Genomic DNA, 20,136 nt, shown 5'->3' with positions numbered 1-20,136 from the left:
TCTCATCCCTGTTCCATGTGAATCTGGTAAGTGTATGCGCTAAACCTAATGTAGATTTTTCTCTAATTTTCCCATCTTCTTGTGTAGTAGTTTGTGCCGCATCAGATGTAATTCTATTTGCACTTTCGTGGTGTCTAAGTATTCCAAAATTACATAGACAAAAACAACCATAACATAGCTGTTTTCTACCAAAAATGAACCTGAAATTAAGCGCTTCAAGGCTTTCAATTTTACTGATTGCCTTCACCCTCTTTGGCTGTAAAGAACAGCTTTTTGATAGTCCAGTCGTTACGACGCCATCTGCAGCTGTACCCGATCCAGAACCTGTCACCAATACCGGCCCTTCAGTGAAATGGTATGAGGATGTTTCACCGGTTGTTCCACCTGTAAGCAATAAGAAGCCCGTTGATCCCTCCTTCAAAAGAGGTAACACTAATCCGACGATCGTTATCTTAGGTTCTGCTACCGCAGAAGGTGTAGGCGCCAGTACAAAAAGCAAAAGCTGGGTGGAGTTGATGAAAACAAAACTCAAGAAAGACAATAAAACGGTCTCGGTCGTAAATTTGGCCAAACGCACGTATACCTCCTACCACATTATGCCTAGTGGCACGAAAGCCACAAACAGGCCGGCGCCAAATAAAGACAGGAACATTACCAAAGCACTGGAAAGAAAACCGTTCCTGGTGATTATACAACTAACCACCAACGACATCAACAATGGTTATAGTGACCAGGAGACAATACGCAACTATGAAACCTTACGGCAGATGTTGGTCAAAGCAAATGTCAACTATCTTTTTGCCGGGCCACAACCGAGAAACTTTAACGCGAAAAGCCAGCGTAATCGCTTGCTAACGTTCAATGAAAAACTGATCAAATGGGATCCCGATCATGTGGTTGATGTACTTAAAAAGCTAAGTCAGCAAGACTTTAAGATCAAAAAAGCTTATGCCTTTACAGACGGCAGAAACATCAATGATAAAGGGCATGAGGTTGTAAATGGCTATATGTTCAATGCACCATTGTTTAAACACTTACTCGGTTACGGTCCGGTTAACCCATAAACAAGTAAGGCCCGCATCATCTGCAGGCCTTACTTGTTTATAAGATCAAATTAGTGGCTTTCTTGGTCTTCTGTACAAAGACCAACAATATCGTGGAAGGTGTCATGTACCGAAACTAGCGCAGCGTTAATTTTTTCATTTTTAGCTTTTTTAAGCACAATCTTGTTTAACGCTGTGGTTTTAGTCTTGAGTGTTTTCAATGCAGCTCTGATCTCCGGCTTATCAAATTGAGCAGGCACAGCAGACTTTTCCAATAATGCCGCCTTGTCGACCATTTCACCACTGCGTTGCTTAACAGGATCAAAATCTCCCTTTTCAGCTGGATGGAAGGTTGCAGACATAACGGTATGAAAGCTTCCCAAAGCTGGCCATGCAGCAAACTTGTCCTGAGCATTAGATTTAACAGCAACAAGGCTAATCAGGAGCATTACAACGAAACAGATCTTTTTCATAATGATTATTAAAAACAGCCGATATTAGCCGTTACAACGAATATAATTATTTTTTGAACTTGCTCAAATAAGCCTCTGCACGCTTAAGTTCAGCCTTGAAAAGGGTATCCACCTTCTGGATCTTTTGCTTTTCAGCTTCAAAATAAGTGATCGCCTCTTCGTTTGATTTACCAGTAATGTCCGGCTCAAATTCATGCATCCAGGTGTTCATCGCTTCTTCAGCAACATTCAGCCTGTCCCGCACAATAGTAATGCTGTCTTTTACTTTAAGGGTATCAATATCGGGGTTCTTCAGCTTTAAGGCCGACAGATCTTTCAGCATATCGTTAAGCTTTAATTGCTGATCGACAACCTTGCCATGATCGGCCATCACAACATCGTGCACCTTGATCACCTCATCCCGGCTCGCCTTATAGTCCGCCTGCTGCTTGCAGGATGCCAAAGCGAGTGCAAGCAAGAAAAAACAAGAAATTTTATTCATGATTTTAGAATTATCCTCTCAGTTCAGCCCACCTTAAATAGGTCGCACCCCATGAAAATCCTGCACCAAAGGCAGTAAGAATCATGTTATCGCCAGCTTTAAAGTCCTTTTTGTAGTCCCATAAGCAAAGCGGTATGGTCGCCGCCGTAGTATTTCCGTAGCGTTGAATGTTAACTTTAACCTGCGCATCAGTAAGACCAAGTTTCTCTCCCACTGCATTAATGATGCGTAGGTTTGCCTGGTGTGGAATCAGCCAGTTGATTTCGTCAACACGCAACTCATTACGTTTTAACAAGGTCGTGCAGGTATCACTCATGCCTTCAATAGCGGCTTTGAACACCACTTTACCATTCTGACTAATGTAATTTAGCTTGTTGTTTACAGTATCTACGCTGGAAGGCGTTTGTGAACCGCCGGCAAGTACGATGAGGTGTTCGCGGCCTGCGCCATCTGTTTTAAAAACATTGTCCATAACACCAACTTCTTCCGTGGTTTGTTCCAGGAGCACCGCGCCAGCACCGTCTCCGAAAAGAATACAGGTGTTACGGTCTTCATAATTGATGATGCTGCTGTTCTTATCTGCACCTACAACAATTACATTCTTGTAACGGCCGCTCTCCACCAGGCCTGCGCCCAGTGTTAAGGCATACAAAAAACCACTGCAAGCAGCATTCGAATCTACACCCCAGGCATTAACAAGTCCGGCTTTCTCACAAACCACACTTGCTGTAGAAACCATGATGTAATCGGGTGTTGAAGTGGAGATAATGATACATTCCACCTCTTCAGGGCTCATGTTTGCACTTTTAAGTAAGTCTTTAACCGCCATGGTTGCCAGGTCTGAGGTCGCAAACCGTTCGTCATTTACAATCCGGCGTTCTTCAATTCCTGTTCTGGATACAATCCATTCACTGTTTGTATCCACCATTTCCTCTAAAGCTTTATTGGTAAGAACAGTTTCTGGTACATATCCTCCTAAAGCGGTAATAGCGGCATTATATCTAATCCTCATTAATGTCTCAATTATGTGGGCGCAAAAGTATGAAATATTACAGCTACGTTACATTTTATTTTGAAGGTAATGTACCTTTGCCCGGTATTATAACACTCATTCAACAATCCTTTTAGCTGATGAAATTTTCTCCCTTATTTTCCCTGCTTCTTTTTGCTTCAACGGTCGGTATGCTGACTTCCTGTAAACAAGATAAAAAGCTGCCAATTTTTGGAATGCGGGATACGAAAACAGTCACATTGGCCGACGGTTCGAAGCAGGTGGATACGGTGTATCAAACCATTCCAAACTTTTCGTTCCTCAATCAGGATAGTACTTACATCAACAACGATACGTTTAAGAATAAGGTATACGTTGCAGATTTCTTCTTTACCTCATGCCCTAGCATTTGCCCAATCATGCATCGGAACATGAAAAAGGTTTATGAGGAATATAAATCAAACCCGGAAGTAGGTTTTCTTTCACATACCATTGATTTTAAATACGATAAGCCGAGTGTACTAAAGCGATATGCTTCTAAACTTGGGGTTGATGATCAAAAGTGGCAGTTTGCCTATGGATCTAAGGAGGATATTTATACCATCGCTGAGAAGAGCTACCTGGTTTCAGTTACCATAGACTCAACTCAAAAAGGGATGTACGTACATCAGGGCTGGTTAGTATTGGTTGACAAGGATCGTCGAATCCGTGGTGCTTACGACGGTACAGATGCAAAACAAGTTGAACAAATGGCTAAAGACATTCCAGTATTGCTTGCCGAATACAAAAAATAATGAATCGTCGTCATCTGATTTTTGCGGTCCTGCTTTGTGCCCTGCTCAGTATTTTCTACTCGTGTCACCGTGAAGCGGGTGGTAGCCTGGAACAGGACATGTACTATACCAATGGCCGTGATCTCTATGTGCAACATTGCCAGAACTGCCATGGCGAGAAAGGTGAAGGTCTGGAGAACCTCATTCCACCTTTAACTGACACCACATATCTGAGGCAAAATCGAAACAAGCTGGCTTGCTATATCAAGAACGGGATGGAAGGCAAGATTGTAGTGGATGGACGAACCTTTGAGGACAAGATGCCTGCTCATGAAGAGTTTACCGATATAGATCTGGCGCAGCTGATCGTGTTTATCACAAATACCTACGGCAATAAACAAGGCATGTACCGCACGGAAGATGCTGCCAGGGACCTTGAAAACTGTAAATAATTAATTTTCGTATGTTTGCAGGAAATGCAAGCCGTCCTATCGCTGCGATTTCATTCGAAGAGGAAAGTCCGGGCAACGCAGAGCATCTCGCTTCCTAACGGGAAGAGGTCTGGGCTTTAAGCCTGGATTATGGAAAGTGCCGCAGAAAACATACCGCCGATGGCTTAGGCACAGGTAAGGTTGAAAACGTGAGGTAAGAGCTCACGACAGTTGCGGGCGACCGTAATTGTGGTAAACCCCGGGAGTTGAAAGACCAAATAGGCTAACGCATGTAGGGCTGCTCGTCCGATGTTAGTGGGTAGGTCGTTTGAGGTAAATGGCAACATTTATCCTAGATTAATGGTAGGAACCGGTTATCCGGAACAGAACCCGGCTTACAGGCTTGCATTTTTTATTTTATGTCAGCTTTTTATCTTTTTGTGACTCTCCTATAAAGATAAAAGTAATATATTCGTGTCCTTAAATTAGAACAATCTCAACCCCCTTATGGCGAAATTATTAATAATAGACGATGAGCGTGCGATTAGAAGCACTTTGCGTGAGATCTTGGAATATGAAAATTACGAGGTTGATGATATTGATAATGGTGCGGATGGATTGGAATTAATCAAAAAGAAAAAATACGACCTGGTACTCTGTGATATCAAGATGAACCGCATGGACGGCATGGAGGTTTTGGAGCAAGCGCTTGCTTTCAGCCCTGACCTTCCTTTCATCATGATCTCCGGCCATGGTACTGTGGAGACCGCTATTGAGGCCAGTAAAAAGGGTGCTTTCGACTTTATCTCCAAACCACCTGATCTTAATAGATTATTGATCACCGTTAGAAATGCACTTGACAGAGGTAGCCTGGTAACGGAAACTAAAGTTCTAAAAAGACGTGTTAGCAAGACCAGGGACATTCTTGGTAATTCTGAAAGCATTCAAAAAATCAAAGAAACTATCGAGCGGGTTGCGCCTACTGAAGCCCGTGTATTAATTACAGGAGCGAATGGTAGTGGTAAAGAACTTGTAGCGCGCTGGTTGCATGAGAAGTCTAACCGGGCTGATAGTCCACTTATAGAAGTGAATTGTGCGGCAATCCCTTCAGAGCTTATCGAATCTGAACTTTTCGGCCACGAAAAAGGTTCCTTTACCTCTGCGGTGAAGCAGCGCATTGGAAAATTTGAGCTGGCTAATGGTGGAACGCTTTTCCTTGATGAGATTGGTGACATGAGCCTTTCTGCTCAGGCTAAGGTTCTGCGTGCTTTGCAGGAGCATAAAATAACCCGGGTTGGTGGCGAGAAAGAGCTTGAAGTGAACGTTCGTGTACTTGCAGCAACAAATAAGGATCTGCTGAAAGAGATTGAGGCTGGAAATTTCCGTATGGACTTATACCACCGTCTGAATGTGATTAACATCCACGTGCCTAATTTAACGGAACGCACGGAAGATATCCCGGAAATTGCGTTAAGCTTCCTGGATGACATCTGTAAAGGTTATGGCATGCCAGTGAAAAGCATCAGCGATGACGCTATGGTTGCACTGCAGTCTTTACCATGGACGGGGAACGTGCGCGAGCTACACAACATGATAGAGCGCTTGATCATCTTAAGTGATAAAGTGATCACCGAACAAGATGTTATTGCTTTCGCAAATCCAGGAGGTGGCACCAACATTGGCCAGGGTAACGGCAGCAATGTACAGCCAAGAAAATCGACCTTAACGAACTTCGACCAGTTCAGCAACTTCCAGGAATATAAAGACCATGCTGAAAAGGAATACATCAAATTCAAGCTGGAAAAGAACAACTGGAACGTTTCCAAGACGGCTGATGACATTGACATTCAGCGTAGTCACCTATACAGCAAGATTGAGAAATTTGGATTAAAGCGCGTAACGGAGTAATCCGCGCGCTTTTCCATTCCTGATTAGGACTCCATGTAATCAGCCTGCCTTCTAAGCATCGCCCGATACTTATTAAAGATCGCTGTTTTAGAGACAAATCCAAGAAACTGCCCTTGTTCATTCAGTGCTGGTAAGAGCCACACATTTTCCTGCTCCATTTTCTCAAGTACAACTTGCATAGAATCTGTGAGTAGCAATACTTTCGGTGCAGGGGCCATGAGGTCATTTGCAGTTAGTTGTGCGCTTTCAGGATTGTTAACCGCCCGGAGTACATCCTCTACATAGATCAGGCCTCTAAACTGCTGCTTTTCATCTACTACGGGGAAGATGTTACGCTTAGATTGAAGGATGTCATTCATACGGCCGCTGATCAGATCATTGCAATCCAGAATCAGGTAATCCTTCTTCTCAATCAGGTATCGTAACTTCATCATGTTTAATACGGTGGTATCCTTATCTTCCAGGGAAAGTAATGCGCCAGATTCTGCAAGGGGTTTGGTATAGATGGAGTATTTGAACTTGCTACGATTGATGAAGTATGAAATTGCCGAAGTAATCATCAGTGGCACCATCAACTGGTATCCTCCGGTGATCTCTGCAATCAGGAATATGCCAGTTAACGGGGCGTGCATGATGCCGCTGAGTGCTGCCGCCATACCTGCAACAATGAAATTGGGCACACTCACCTGCGCAAAGCCAAGTGTATTTATGCTATATGCCAGCGTGAAGCCCATAAGCCCGCCCATAACCAGACTTGGTGCAAAGGTACCCCCATTCCCTCCTGCGCTCAGCGTGACTAATGTGGCCACAGATTTCGTGAAAACAGTAAGTACGGAGAAAAGAATGATAAACAGCGGCACATGGCTGTAGTCGGAGAAAATACTGTTGCTGAGCATGGAGTTGTAATTTCCGCTAAGCAGTTCTTTAATGGTGATATAGCCCTCTCCGTATAGCGCAGGAAATAAAAACACCATCCCACCAAGCATGAGCCCACCTACAACTACCTTCTTATAGGGATGCTGAATATCTGCAAAGAAATGTTTGATGGCAAAGTTTGCACGGGCAAAGTAGATGGAAAACAAACCTATAAGTACTGCTAGTACTACATACCAGAGTAAGGCGTTGGTTTCCCAGCCTTCGGTCAGCAGATAGAATAGCTGTTCCGTATAGAACAACCTGGCGACTACGGCGGCAGTTGCTGAAGCAAGTAGTAGCGGTATGAATGCCGGAATGGTAAATTCGGGCAGTAAGATCTCAATGGCGAATACCATTCCTGCAATCGGGCTATTGAAGGCTCCCGCAATTCCTGCGGCAGCGCCACAGGCTAGCAGCATCGTGATCTCCCGATAAGAAAGGCCCAGAATGCGGCCCAAAGTTGACCCTATTGCAGAGCCACTGCTTACAATAGGTGATTCCAGTCCAACGGAGCCTCCAAAACCAACTGTTATCGCTGAAGTGATGATCTGCGAGTAAATATTGTGACTTTCAATATTACTCGACTTCCGTGAGATCCCGTACAGTATCGGCGTTAAGCCAGTCTCGAACTTTCCTTTTCTGATGAACTTACGTACATACAGCACGGAAAGAAAGATCCCGATCATGGGAAAGAGAAAATAGAGAAAGTACTTATACTTCCATTGAAACTCGGTTTGCAGGAAATGTTCAATGTAGTGTGTAAGTGATTTCAACACGGAGGCCGCAAGGCCCGCGATAATGCCCACAACAAGCGCGCATATAATAAGGAAGTTTCTGTTCGATATTTTCGTCCGTCGAAATTGGTTGACCTGATCAATATAGTTTACAAACTTCACCTGCATGCAGCACTTATTTATCGAATTTGTCTAATAGTTTAATTAGCGTTGCAAAATCCTTGGGGTAAGGTGCCTCTATGTTAATCTCCTGATCGTCCAGACCTTTGAATATGATCTGTCTTGCATGGAGTGCAAAGCGTTTCATGATGGGCTGCTCCTCTTCGTCTTTCGACAACCGGTATCCTTTTTTGATTGAAGAAAGGAACACGGGTTTACCGCGGTACATTACGTCGCCCACAATCGCCGCACGTTGTGTTGCAAGGTGTATACGGATTTGGTGCATCCGGCCGGTAATTGGCTTGCATTCAACCAATGTATAATGACGATACTGCGTAATGGAGTTGAAATAAGTCTCGGCACGTTTTCCTTCTTTCCTGTCGATGGTTACGTTTTTATTGCCATCATTAAGAATAGGAAGATCAACGAACAGATTGTCAAAGACAAACTGTCCGTCTACTATGGCATGATAAAATTTCTGAATTCTTCTTTTCTCAAACTGAATGGCTACCGAGCGATAGGCCTCGGGGTGTTTTGCAATGATTATTGCACCTGATGTTTCTTTATCCAGGCGATGGCAAACCTGCGCATCCGGACTGTATTGTTTTGCTAGTCTTAATATGTTAACCTCTCCCGAACCACCGCGCTCATCTAGTGAGGCTACAAAGGGCGGCTTGTTGACAACAATAAAGTCATCATTTTCGAACAGGATCAGGTCTTTAAAGGAAGGATATTTCAAATTCTAATTTTCTAAAGCACAAAAGTACTAAGAAAGTTCGAATTTATACCCCACGCCCTTTACAGTTGATACATAATGTTCGCCCAGTTTCTCGCGTAATTTGCGGATATGGACATCTATGGTACGGTTGGTTACCACAACGGAATCCTCCCATATATTTTTCAGGATAGACTCCCGGGTATATACCTTCCCGGGTTTGGATGCTAAAAGATACAGCAACTCAAATTCTTTTTTAGCAAGTACAACCTTATCTCCGGCCTGGTAAACCAAATATGCTTCACGATCGATAACCAGGTCTCCAATCTCAATCTTGTTCTCGGAGAGCTCCTCAGTGCTGTTATTACGTCTTAGTATGGCATTGATCCTGCTTACCAGTGCACGTGGCTTGATCGGCTTGGCGATGTAATCGTCAGCTCCAACATTAAAACCTGCAATTTCAGAATACTCTTCACTCCTTGCAGTCAGGAATACCATGAAGGTGTTCTTGAACTCTGGAATGGCGCGCATTAAGCGGCAAGCTTCTATCCCATCCATCTTGGGCATCATGATATCGAGTACGATCAGATCGGGCTGAACTTTCTTGGCTAAGGTAATACCTTCCTGTCCATTACTGGCCGTAAAGACGGTGTATCCCTCTTTCTTTAGGTTGTATTCAACAAGCTCTAAGATATCCGGTTCATCATCAACAATTAAAATTTTCTGGTTTGTAGCACTCATATCCTTAAACTATTTGTGACGAAATTAGGCAAAGTAATGTTTGAGCAGGTTAATTGAAGGTTAACAAATTGTTAAGCCGTAATTTTAAGCTAACATTACGTTGCTTGATTAAAGTGTTTTCTCCAGAAACGCAGCTAACTCCTCACCTCTCAGGTTCTTAGCAATGATCTTTCCTGTCGGGTCAATTAAGAATGAACTTGGAATAGCTTCAATTTGATACAATCTAACTGTAGGACCTTCAAAGTCGCTCAACTCACTGGCATGTGACCAGGTAAGCTTATCAGCCGAAATCGCCTGTGCCCAGGCTTTAGGATCTTTGTCGAGCGATATACCCAGAATAGTAAAGTTTTTGTCTTTATAAGTATTATAAGCTTTTACGATGTTAGGATTTTCGTTCCGGCATGGCATACACCAGGAGGCCCAAAAGTCCAGCAGCACATACTTGCCTTTGAAATCTGCCAGGCTGATTGGTTTACCATCTATGGATTTCATGGTAAATGCCGGCGCATCTTGTCCCACTTGAACACTTTTAAGCTTGGCCATCCTTACCAGGAATTCCGTTACAGCAAGATTATCATTGAATTTGCTTTTAATTTTATCAGAGTAGGCAATGAATTCCTTCTCGTAATCAGAAGGGTTCAGCGAAGTCATAGCGTAAAAGCTGGTCAGGGCATCAGGATTGTCGTTCGCAAACTTCAGAATAAAGTTGATCATCTCGTCAGACACCTTGATAAGTTCAGGACGGAGCTGTTCCGCGATCATCTCTCGCTTATCTGGATTAGCGCTTACCTGTTGGTCATAGTTCGCCTGAATGGCCGCCATTTTAGCGTTGTACTTGTTTTTGTACGTATTCAGCTCCTGCAGTTTGTCCGCTTCTGCTGCACCAGAAAGCTGGTAAGCCATTGTAGGATCGTTCAGGTCTGCGTTAAGTTTTATTTGATCACCATTCTGCGCAATGACCACATATTCGTTTTGGTTAGCGCCAATTTTGAAGAAGTCTACAGACTTAGTGGATCGGGTAAATTTAAACTCACCCTTGTCGCTTAATACCGTTGAATCGACAGGAACAGAATTGTTATTGACCATTGCGAAAAGATAAATCTTTCCTTGTGGTGCTGCATTCTCAAATTTACCTTCAATGGTAAAATTATCATTGCTTTTGCAGGCTGCAAATACGACAATACCTATCAGGAACAACCAGATTAGTTTCTTCATTTTTATTTTAATTTTTCGAGTATAATGGAGTTCACTTTTTGGGGATCGGCTTTTCCTTTGGCAAGTTTCATCACTTCGCCAACGAATAGACCTAAGACACCCTTTTTACCTTTTCTATAAGCTTGCACCTGAGGCTGCAGTTTGGTTAACACCTGATCTACAAAGCCTTCCAGTTCATCGCTGTTTTCAGCAATAAGCAGGTTCATAGCGGTAGCTACTTCTTCAACGTCTTGTTGTTGGTTCTTTATATTCGGAATCAGCTGTTGAAGCGCAATTTGTTGCGTCACTTTCTTCTCGTCTACCAGGTTAATTACCTGGGCAAGCTGCACCGGACTTAGGCTGAAGCTGGTTATCGTGCATTGTTGCTCTGCTAACAGTGCCCTAATTGGCCCGGTTAACCAGTTTACAAGGCTCTTTTTATTCTTAATACTTTCGGCTGCTGTGTTAAAGAATGTAAGAAGGTCTGCATCCTCAGCAAGTAAAGTGGCATCAGCAGGGTTGATGTTGTAGTCTTTCATCAAGCCTTGCATAATTTCCTTTGGTAGTTGCGGCATTCTGGCTTTAACCTCTGCAAGCCAGCTATCTGAAATAACCACAGGCGGAAGATCAGGGTCAGGGAAATAACGATAATCATTGGCCTCTTCTTTACTGCGCATTGGAGAAGTTGTGCCAGCATCAGCATCAAAGTTTAAAGTACTCTGGATGATTTCGCCTCCGGCGGATACGACTTCAACCTGACGCCCAAACTCAAAATCTATCGCACGGCGCACGTTACGAATAGAGTTCAGGTTCTTCACCTCACAACGGGTACCAAATGTCGTTGCACCAACCTCGCGGATGGAGATGTTTGCGTCACATCGTAAGCTGCCTTCTTCCATGTTCCCGTCACTCACGTTCAGGTGCCGCACGAGCTTCCTGATTTCAGTAAGCAGCGCTGAAGCTTCCTCCGCAGAGCGGATGTCTGGCTCGGTAACGATTTCAATCAAAGGTACACCAGCACGGTTAAGATCAATGAGACTATAAGCATCATCCTGATCGTGCATGCTCTTACCTGCATCTTCCTCCAGATGAATACGGTTTATTCCCACACGCTTCTCTCTACCATCTGATAGTGTCAGGTCAATATACCCGTTAATGCAAATGGGCTTATTATCCTGCGTGATTTGGTAGCCTTTTGGCAAGTCTGCATAGAAATAGTTCTTTCGATCAAAATAGTTTAGTTGATTGATGCTGCAGTTTAATGCCAGTCCGATGCGCATGGCTTTCTCGATCACCTCCTTATTGAGTTTCGGAAGTGCACCAGGCAGACCAATGGTTACCGGTGAGATATGCGCATTAGCCTCAGCGCCAAAGGATGCGCTGTCGGATGAAAAGATTTTACTTACAGTATTAAGCTGAACATGTATTTCCAGGCCTGATACCAATTCAAATTGCGTTTGATCTGTATTCATTTCTAAAGCAAAGATAACCAAATATGTTAAAGGATTTGTTTAGCAGCTACGCTGATCGTGGCACAAACTTTGAATTTTGCTTTTTACACACAAAATGAAACATTATGAAAAAACTATTGTTGATGGCGACACTTGGCTTAGCAGCCTTGTTCACCAGCCCTGCAGAGGCACAGGTTAGTGTTAACGTAAACATTGGTGCACAGCCTGCCTGGGGGCCTGCAGGCTACGATCATGTGGATTATTACTACTTACCAGAGGTTGAAACCTACTATTATGTGCCTTCCCGAACCTTTATTTATTATAGCGGTAGAAAGTGGGTTAAAACGAAACGCCTGCCGGCCAGATACCGTGGATATGATCTACATCGGGGGCGCAAAGTGGTCATTAACGCACCACGTCCATACCTCCGTCATCATAATTATAGGTCACAATATGGATACGCAAACTACGCACCCGCACGTGTAAGCAGGCATCGGGTGGTGTACCGCGACTATCCGCAGCCTAAACACCACAACAAGAAACACAACAAGCATAAACACGATAGAGAACACGGCTATCGTGGAAGACATTAAACAAGAAAGGCACCTGTAGGGTGCCTTTCTTGTTTATATATGGTAAGATCCCAGCCAACGCGATATTACATGACAGGTGTAGCAAACCTATGGAAGGTTATTAACGATAGTCTCAGCTTTTTTCAATACCTCCGGAAGACCCGCTTTATTTTTGCCACCAGCGGTAGCATAAAATGGCTGGCCACCTCCACCACCCTGAATCTCCTTGGCAAGATCACGTATGATTGCAGCAGCATTAAGTCCCCGTTCTTCAATAAGGTTTTCTGAAAGCATTACCGTGATACCTGGTTTGTCATCAATTAAGGTGGTCATAACCAGAAATAACTCGTCCATGGTTTCCTTAACAGAAAAAGCCAGGTTCTTTACCGCATCAGCGCTCTGCAGATCCACGTGAGCAGCAATCAAATTAATTCCCTTAATGGTTTTAACATGATGTATAATGCTATTTTTCAGGTTGGCGGCATGCTCCACAAGGCCTTTCTCCGCTTCTTTCTTCAGCTTCGCATTTTCATCAATCAAAGCGGATACTGCAGACTTAAGATCCCTGTTGCCTTTCAATAAAGTTCTTAGTTCATTAAGCTCACGCTCCTGATTGATTACAAAGGCTTCTGCCTTATCAGCAGTGATGGCTTCTATACGTCTTACCCCAGCTGCAACGGCACTTTCAGAAGTTATCTTGAAGTAACCAATCTGACCTGTGGCTTGTACGTGCGTACCACCGCAAAGCTCTTTTGAGAAATGATCATCAAAAGTGATAATCCTTACTAAATCACCATATTTCTCACCAAACAACGCAGTTACACCACTTGAGATAGCTTTTTCATACGGCACGTAACGTTGTTCCTTCAATGGGATGTTCTCTCTGATCTTCTTATTCACCAGGTGCTCTATCTTCGCAAGCTCTTCGTCAGTGATCTTTGCAAAATGGGAAAAGTCAAAGCGCAGGTATTCTGGGGTTACTAAAGAACCTTTCTGATTCACATGGGGACCAAGGATCTTTTTCAAGGCCGCATGAAGCAAGTGTGTAGCACTGTGGTTATCTTGCGACAACAGACGTTTATCTTCATCAATTACAGCCCAGAAGGTACCTTCGAGGTCTTCGGGTAGGGTATCTGCATAATGTACAATTACACCATTTTCCTTTTTGGTGTTGGTGATGTCTACAAAGAACATACGACTGTGGTCCTCTAAGCGGCCAGTATCCCCCACCTGACCACCGCTTTCAGCATAGAAAGGTGTTTTGCTCAACACAATCTGATATTGGTCTTTTCCCTTTGCAGAGATCTTACGATATTTGATTATCTCAGTTTCAGCCTCAAAGTCATCATAGCCAACAAATTCCACTTCGAGATCAGGTTTAACAAGCACCCAGTCACCAGTATCAATAGCAGTTGCTGCACGCGAGCGCTCCTTCTGCTGTAAAAGTGCTTTATGATACTCCTCCATGTCCACAGACCAACGTTTCTCGCGAGCCATCAGTTCTGTAAGATCAATCGGAAACCCGTAGGTATCGTTAAGTTCAAAGGCGAAGTCACCCGATATAACCATCTGGTCTTTAAGGATGCTGTACACCCATGGATCTTCGAAGGACTTTTCAGGGTCAATTGCATTTTCAGACATCAAAAACTCTGCTTGCTTAGCAGTATAGTTCTCGAAGCGCTGGATCCCTGTTGCTAAGGTTCTTAAAAATGAAACCTCCTCTTCCAAGACAACTTTTTGTACAAAGTCCTGCTGCGCAGCAAGTTCATCAAATACACCCACAAACTGCTCCGCAAGCACCGGAACCAGCTGGTTTAGAAAGGGTTCTTTTAGGTCGAGGAAAGTGTAAGCATATCTTACCGCACGGCGAAGGATCCTGCGGATCACATAGCCAGCTTTGTTGTTTGCAGGCAATTGTCCATCGGCAATTACAAAGGATATTGCCCGGATATGATCAGCCATCACCCGCATGGCGATATCCGACCTTTCATCTGCGCCATATACCTTTCCAGCCTTTGCCGCAATAAATTGGATTAGTGGTTGGAATACGTCCGTATCGTAGTTTGATTCTTTTTCTTGTAGTACACGTACCAGGCGCTCGAAGCCCATTCCTGTATCTACATGTTGTGCAGGTAAGGGCTGTAATGATCCATCTTTCAAGCGGTTGAACTGCATGAATACATTATTCCAGATCTCGATTACCTGGGGATGATCAGCATTTACCAATGATTTTCCAGCAAGGGTTTCACGCTCCGATAAAGGGCGGCAATCTACGTGGATCTCAGAACATGGGCCACATGGACCTGTATCACCCATTTCCCAGAAGTTATCCTTCTTATTACCCAAAATGATCCGGTCTTCTGGCACATACTGCAACCAGATGTCGTATGCTTCCTGATCCTTAGGCAAACCCTCCTTTTCATCTCCCTGGAAAACCGACACATATAATTTATCTTTAGGAATCTTGTAAACCTCAGTTAGCAGCTCCCAGCTCCAGGCAATAGCTTCCTTTTTGAAATAGTCACCAAAACTCCAGTTACCAAGCATCTCAAACATGGTATGGTGGTAGGTGTCCAATCCTACTTCTTCCAAATCGTTGTGCTTTCCGGAAACCCTTAAACAACGCTGTGTATCGGCAGCACGACTGAATTTGATCGGTGCTTCACCTAAGAACAGGTCTTTAAATTGGTTCATACCTGCATTCGTGAACATCAGGGTCGGATCATTCTTTACGACGATCGGCGCAGAGGGAACAATCTGGTGGGCTTTCGATCTGAAAAATTCTAAGTAGGCGGTTCTAATTTCTTTTGCTGTCATCGTATTTGAGTATAAGGAACAAAATTAAAATTTTATTACGGTATTCTACTAAAATCCCTTTACATTTGAACACTTTAGATAAGAGCCATAAACCATTAATAATCAAAGATAAACTATGCCATATAAAGATCGGGAAATTAATAAGATGTACTATACAATGGGCGAAGTAACTGAAATGTTTGGTGTTAATGCTTCCCAGATCCGCTTTTATGAAAAGGAATTTGATGTACTTCAACCTAAGAAAAACAAGAAAGGCAATCGTCTTTTTACACCTGAAGATATCGAGAATTTAAAGATCATTTTTCATCTGGTTGATGATAAAGGTTTCACTCTGAAGGGTGCCAAAGAACACCTGAAAAACAACAATTCGGAGGTTAAAGAAAATCAAAAGATTATAGCATCACTAGAAAGGCTCAAAGATTTCCTTTTGAAGTTGAATGAAGAAATATAGCTTTCTAAAGTTGATTTAGACTTTCCCGCAGCCTGAGCTACCTTGAATGCATGGTATTTCAGGCAAAAACTTCTGGCTTTTATCGCAACCTGCTGTGCACGGTTTTACTCCTGCTTGCGCTCCCTTTTGGCTCGTTTGCACAGGAAGACCCCATTATAAGGGACATCATTGAGCAACTAGCCCCAGAACTTGGTGAGGATTACGACCTGTCCGAGCTGATCGAAGTACTTGGCCAGTATAGGCGCAAGCCCTTGGACTTGAACAAAACAGGTCCGGAAGAACTGAAGACCTTATTCTTCCTCTCTCCACTGCAAATTAGCAACCTTCTGACATACAGAAATACTTACGGAGCCTTTGGTAATGTTCTTGAATTACAAGCAATTGACGGCTTTGATCTGCAGACCTTAGAACGGCTGATGCCTTTTGTCCGGGTTGGAAACGATCCGGATCTAAAAGACGTTTTCAGCAAACAACTCTTCAAAGCAGCCGATCAGGAACTATTTCTGCGCTATGGGCAGACGCTGGAGAAACAACGTGGATTCCAAGACCTACCCGGAAGCAGATACCTGGGTACCAGAGAGAAGCTTTTGGGAAAGTACAAATATCGCTATAAAGATATGCTCGCAGCCAATGTTGTGTTTGAAAAAGACGCGGGGGAATACCTTTTTAGCGGTATAAACAAGAGGTCAATGGACTTCGTTTCCGGCAACCTTACGCTCTCAAACTTCAGTAAATTCAAGACCTTGGTGGTGGGTGATTACGGACTGCAGTTTGGACAGGGCCTGACCATGTGGTCGGGTTTTGGATATGGCAAAGGACCAGATGTGACCAGTGTGGCTAAGAAAGACCTGGGGGTTAGACCATACAGTTCTGCGAATGAAGTCAGCTTCCTTCGGGGAGCCGCAGCCAGCCTGAACATCAATGATCGCTGGCTACTCACCGCCTTTGCCTCATCGCGAAAGCTCGATGCCAGTACCAAGACCGCAGATGACGGTACGGTAACACAGGTAAATATGAGCTCAAGCGGACTCCACCGTACTTCAACGGAGATCCGAAATAGAAACGCACTTGGGCAGCAAGTGCTTGGAGGCGCAATACAGTACCTGTCGGACAACTTAAACGCCGGCATCGTTGCTTATAATAGTCAGTATTCCAACGCATTTGTGACCGGTCCATTAGCTTACAATCAATTTAATTTCACTGGAAAGGAGCTTACTAACGTGGGTTTGCATTACAACTACACCTTTCAAAACATCTACTTCTATGGAGAGCTGGCACATAGCCTGGGAGGTGGTATCGCATATGTTCAGGGTGCAATGGCGAGCATTTCCAAGACTGTGTCTTTTGTCCTTGTCAACCGTTCCTATGATAAGGACTACCATAGTTTTTTCACCAGGAGCCTCGGAGAGACGGCAGATGCAAGTAACGAAAAAGGCTGGTACGCAGGTATTAATGTTACCCCAAATAAATGGATCACGTTTGCACTTTATGGCGATGTATTCAAATTCCCCTGGCTGAAATACCGGATTGATCAACCTTCCGCTGGTTATGAAATCTTAAGCCAAGTGATATACACACCTGTGAAAGCCATCAAGGCAACCATAAGGGTGAAAACCGAACACAAGCAACAAAATCCGGACGGCGATGTGGACAGCACCTATATTGTAAGCCTAAGTAAAACCAATTACCGACTGGCTTTATCCTGGCAGCTTAGCAGAGGTTTAACACTGGAGCACCGCAGCGAGTTGGTTCAGTACCATAAGGCATCAGTTAAGGATATCGGCTTTATGATCTACCAGGATGTGGGGATTCATCCTGCTGGAAAGAAGTTATCCGGCACGGCAAGAATAGCATACTTTAACACTGATTCATACAACAGCAGGGTTTACGCCTATGAAGATGACGTGCTGTACAGCTCAGGTTTTGGAATGTATAATGGTAAGGGCTTCAGGAGTTACCTGAATTTACGTTACAAGATGTTACGAAACCTCGACCTTTGGGCACGTTATGCCATCTTCATTTATCAGGATGTTGAGACTGTAGGCTCAGGTCTTGATCTCATTCAAGGTAACAAGAAAAACGAGCTCAAATTTCAGCTTCGATACCAATTCTGAGATGCTGAACCAAAATGAAATTGTTTTTCTGAGGTTAACCATACCCTTGGTTATCGGCATCCTTTGTTGCTCCCAAGGACAAGGGCTCACCTGGTTATATGTGCTAGTTGGGCTCGGCACCATAACAATCCTGCTCCTCGGCCTGTTAAATCTAAGATACGCGCGATTCAGCGGCTACATGCATAAGCGGATAGTCTACATCTGCTTTTACATTTTCCCGTTCCTGGTAGGTGGCAGCCTCGCTATACTCAACGATCAGTTGGCCCTGCCCAGCCACTTCTCCAAATGGGAAAGTGACTATTTGAAGGTCCAGATCATTGAAGAACCAAAAGAACATGCTAACATCATTAGCATACGGGCAGAAGTGTTGAAAGCATTCCGAAAAGACCGGGGCATCCCCGTGTCGGGACAGCTCCTGATCTCGATCCAAAAAGAACCTCCTACTACTAATATAGCCAACAGTAGCGCTAAACTCAATCCCGCATCAGGGCCTGCAGGAAAGATCGAAAGCAAGGATGTAAGTTTTGCATATGGCGATCAACTGTTTGTGCCAGGCAATTTCGATACGATTGCTGCGCCCCGGAATCCATACGAATTTGATGTCCGTTCCTGGTACAAACATCAGAATTTTTTTCATCAGCTATTCGTTCAGTCGGACCAAGTCTTGAAGCATAAATCGAATCAAGGTGACCTGTTGACGAGTGCGGCCTTGAAAATACGCAAGCAACAGGTGGCGTATTTTCGAAAATTAGTGAACAATGAGGAGGCCAATGCGGTAGCGGCAACGCTAATCCTTGGCTACCGTGCTGATCTTAGTGAAGATACGCTTTCCGCCTATTCCAAAACTGGCACCATTCACGCCCTCTCCGTATCGGGGATGCATGTGGGCTTGATTTACCTGATCATCAACTTCATGTTCAGCTTCCTGGATAAATGGCAGCAGGGACGTGTAGTTAAATTTATGGTTGTCATCGGACTGGTATGGTTTTATGCCTTCATCGCTGGCCTGGCCCCCTCTGTGCTGCGTTCAGCCATTATGTTGTCCATTTACATCACAGGTACAACTTTCAAGAAGCATCAAAACAGCTACAACCTATTGTGTTGTGCTGCATTTCTGATGTTACTCTACAACCCCTTGCTGATCTACGACGTCGGTTTTCAGCTCTCCTATCTCTCTGTCTTCGGATTAATCTTCCTTCAGCCGCTCATCTACAACTGGTTTGATTTTGAAAACTACGCAGCGGATAAGTTGTGGAACTTTTTTGCATTGTCCATAGCCGCTCAGCTTGCCACTTTTCCTCTAGCCATATACTACTTCCACCAGTTTCCCTTGTATTTCCTCATTAGCAACCTCTTCATTCTTTTACCCGTTTCGTTAATCATGTATCTTGGCATAGCTATCCTGGTACTTCGCCTGGATATTCTTGGATCCATATTCGAATGGATAATCAACTTTAATAATATTGGCCTCAAACGGATCTCCGAACTTCCATTTGCCTCCATTTCAGGAATATGGATCAGCAAGCCCGAGCTTTTCCTACTCTCCACCTTACTTTTAGCTGGCTGTTTAGCATTCACTTTCTTTAGCAAAAAGCTAATCTACGTAGCGTTAACGGCACTCTGCCTGCTTACCCTGAACTTTGGATTTAAGCAATACCAAACGAGCCAACAACAGCAAGTCATCTTTTTTAGCCTCCGAAATTCTTCTGCGATAGGATTTGTACACCGGAACCAAGCCTGGTTACTTACGGATCTCGATGAAAACTCCAAAGTATTACGTTCCGCTGTAAAGCCCGCATTAGAACAGGCCGGCGTAACAAACATCAGATACCTCAACATTCATCAAAACCTGAAGAGCCAAAAACTTCAGATCAAAGAGCATCAAGTACGTTTCCTTGATTTCCACCTGTTATTTGTAGACTCCTGCTTCAACAATAAAGTGCTGCAAACTCCTCTGCAAGCGGATGTGCTCAACATCAGTCAGTTTGCTAAACTGGACCTCCAGCAACTTCTGGAACAATGCCAAACCAAGCAGCTGATCATTGACGGCAGCAACACAGTTTTCCGTTCAGCGCATTACAAAAGTGTTGCGGAGAATTTTGATCTGCCCGTTTATGAATTAAGAAATAAAAAAGCATATTTGGTAAACCTTACCAAATAGCTAATATTCCTA

General features: G+C 43.9%; 17 protein-coding genes and 1 other RNA gene. 9 read left to right on the top strand and 9 right to left on the bottom strand.

Annotated features, from left to right (window positions below):
• The first annotated feature begins 194 nt into the window (after window positions 1-194).
• Window positions 195-1,064, top strand: coding sequence for an SGNH/GDSL hydrolase family protein (locus AC5WJX_RS03605; protein WP_494483388.1), 870 nt, complete (start codon window positions 195-197; stop codon window positions 1,062-1,064).
• A 50-nt stretch (window positions 1,065-1,114) separates the two neighbouring features.
• Here AC5WJX_RS03605 and AC5WJX_RS03600 read toward each other — a convergent pair whose 3' ends face one another.
• Genes AC5WJX_RS03600 through AC5WJX_RS03590 form a run of 3 tightly spaced genes read right to left on the bottom strand, consistent with a single transcriptional unit; the run spans window position 1,115 to window position 3,009 of the window.
• Window positions 1,115-1,516 (bottom strand): hypothetical protein, encoded by a 402-nt coding sequence (locus AC5WJX_RS03600; RefSeq protein ID WP_494483387.1) that lies wholly within the window; start codon window positions 1,514-1,516, stop codon window positions 1,115-1,117.
• Window positions 1,517-1,562: 46 nt separating this feature from the next.
• Window positions 1,563-1,997, bottom strand: coding sequence for a hypothetical protein (locus AC5WJX_RS03595; protein WP_494483386.1), 435 nt, complete (start codon window positions 1,995-1,997; stop codon window positions 1,563-1,565).
• A gap of 10 nt (window positions 1,998-2,007) precedes the next feature.
• Entirely contained in the window at window positions 2,008-3,009 is a 1,002-nt protein-coding gene (locus AC5WJX_RS03590) for a beta-ketoacyl-ACP synthase III (RefSeq protein ID WP_494483385.1), read from the bottom strand.
• A 119-nt stretch (window positions 3,010-3,128) separates the two neighbouring features.
• Between AC5WJX_RS03590 and AC5WJX_RS03585 the strand changes: the two genes are divergently transcribed.
• From AC5WJX_RS03585 to AC5WJX_RS03570, 4 genes are all read left to right on the top strand, one after another.
• Window positions 3,129-3,782, top strand: a complete 654-nt coding sequence (locus AC5WJX_RS03585; protein WP_494483384.1) for an SCO family protein — start codon at window positions 3,129-3,131, stop codon at window positions 3,780-3,782.
• Window positions 3,782-4,213 carry a c-type cytochrome gene (locus tag AC5WJX_RS03580; protein ID WP_494483383.1) on the top strand — a complete coding sequence of 144 codons (432 nt, stop codon included), beginning with the start codon at window positions 3,782-3,784 and terminating at the stop codon, window positions 4,211-4,213. Before AC5WJX_RS03585 ends, AC5WJX_RS03580 begins: the two co-directional genes overlap by 1 nt.
• 23 nt (window positions 4,214-4,236) lie before the next feature.
• Window positions 4,237-4,606: RNase P RNA component class A (rnpB, locus tag AC5WJX_RS03575), an RNA gene on the top strand.
• Window positions 4,607-4,699: 93 nt separating this feature from the next.
• The gene (locus AC5WJX_RS03570) at window positions 4,700-6,100 is read left to right on the top strand and encodes a sigma-54-dependent transcriptional regulator (protein WP_494483382.1); all 1,401 of its coding nucleotides are present in this window, start codon (window positions 4,700-4,702) and stop codon (window positions 6,098-6,100) included.
• A gap of 23 nt (window positions 6,101-6,123) precedes the next feature.
• Here AC5WJX_RS03570 and AC5WJX_RS03565 read toward each other — a convergent pair whose 3' ends face one another.
• From AC5WJX_RS03565 to gatB, 5 genes are all read right to left on the bottom strand, one after another.
• On the bottom strand, window positions 6,124-7,917 hold the full coding sequence (locus tag AC5WJX_RS03565) for a chloride channel protein (protein ID WP_494483381.1): 1,794 nt from the start codon (window positions 7,915-7,917) through the stop codon (window positions 6,124-6,126).
• Between the two features lie 7 nt (window positions 7,918-7,924).
• Window positions 7,925-8,647: an RluA family pseudouridine synthase gene (locus AC5WJX_RS03560; protein ID WP_440429269.1), complete on the bottom strand. Its 723-nt coding sequence runs from the start codon at window positions 8,645-8,647 to the stop codon at window positions 7,925-7,927.
• 27 nt (window positions 8,648-8,674) lie between these two features.
• Window positions 8,675-9,364 carry a response regulator transcription factor gene (locus tag AC5WJX_RS03555; RefSeq protein WP_440429268.1) on the bottom strand — a complete coding sequence of 230 codons (690 nt, stop codon included), beginning with the start codon at window positions 9,362-9,364 and terminating at the stop codon, window positions 8,675-8,677.
• Window positions 9,365-9,472: 108 nt separating this feature from the next.
• Window positions 9,473-10,579: a redoxin domain-containing protein gene (locus AC5WJX_RS03550; RefSeq protein WP_494483380.1), complete on the bottom strand. Its 1,107-nt coding sequence runs from the start codon at window positions 10,577-10,579 to the stop codon at window positions 9,473-9,475.
• Between the two features lie 2 nt (window positions 10,580-10,581).
• Window positions 10,582-12,030: an Asp-tRNA(Asn)/Glu-tRNA(Gln) amidotransferase subunit GatB gene (gene gatB / locus AC5WJX_RS03545; RefSeq protein ID WP_494483379.1), complete on the bottom strand. Its 1,449-nt coding sequence runs from the start codon at window positions 12,028-12,030 to the stop codon at window positions 10,582-10,584.
• 104 nt (window positions 12,031-12,134) lie between these two features.
• On the opposite strand from gatB, the gene AC5WJX_RS03540 reads away from it, so the two are divergent.
• Window positions 12,135-12,602: a hypothetical protein gene (locus AC5WJX_RS03540; RefSeq protein WP_494483378.1), complete on the top strand. Its 468-nt coding sequence runs from the start codon at window positions 12,135-12,137 to the stop codon at window positions 12,600-12,602.
• Between the two features lie 87 nt (window positions 12,603-12,689).
• Here the strand turns inward: AC5WJX_RS03540 and alaS are convergent, their stop codons facing one another.
• Entirely contained in the window at window positions 12,690-15,398 is a 2,709-nt protein-coding gene (gene alaS, locus AC5WJX_RS03535) for an alanine--tRNA ligase (protein ID WP_494483377.1), read from the bottom strand.
• 115 nt (window positions 15,399-15,513) lie between these two features.
• Here alaS and AC5WJX_RS03530 point away from each other — a divergent pair, with 115 nt between their 5' ends.
• From AC5WJX_RS03530 to AC5WJX_RS03520, 3 genes are read left to right on the top strand one after another with little or no spacing between them, the layout of a single operon-like run.
• Window positions 15,514-15,849, top strand: a complete 336-nt coding sequence (locus AC5WJX_RS03530) for a MerR family transcriptional regulator (RefSeq protein WP_494483376.1) — start codon at window positions 15,514-15,516, stop codon at window positions 15,847-15,849.
• A gap of 50 nt (window positions 15,850-15,899) precedes the next feature.
• Window positions 15,900-17,963, top strand: a complete 2,064-nt coding sequence (locus tag AC5WJX_RS03525; protein WP_494483375.1) for a ComEA family DNA-binding protein — start codon at window positions 15,900-15,902, stop codon at window positions 17,961-17,963.
• A 1-nt stretch (window position 17,964) separates the two neighbouring features.
• Window positions 17,965-20,124 carry a ComEC/Rec2 family competence protein gene (locus AC5WJX_RS03520; protein WP_494483374.1) on the top strand — a complete coding sequence of 720 codons (2,160 nt, stop codon included), beginning with the start codon at window positions 17,965-17,967 and terminating at the stop codon, window positions 20,122-20,124.
• The last annotated feature ends 12 nt before the right edge of the window (window positions 20,125-20,136 follow it).

The organism is Pedobacter sp. NEAU-ZC8 (genome assembly GCF_059278965.1).
Note: the sequence above shows the minus strand (reverse complement) of the source record. Positions and strands in the feature narration are given on the sequence as shown.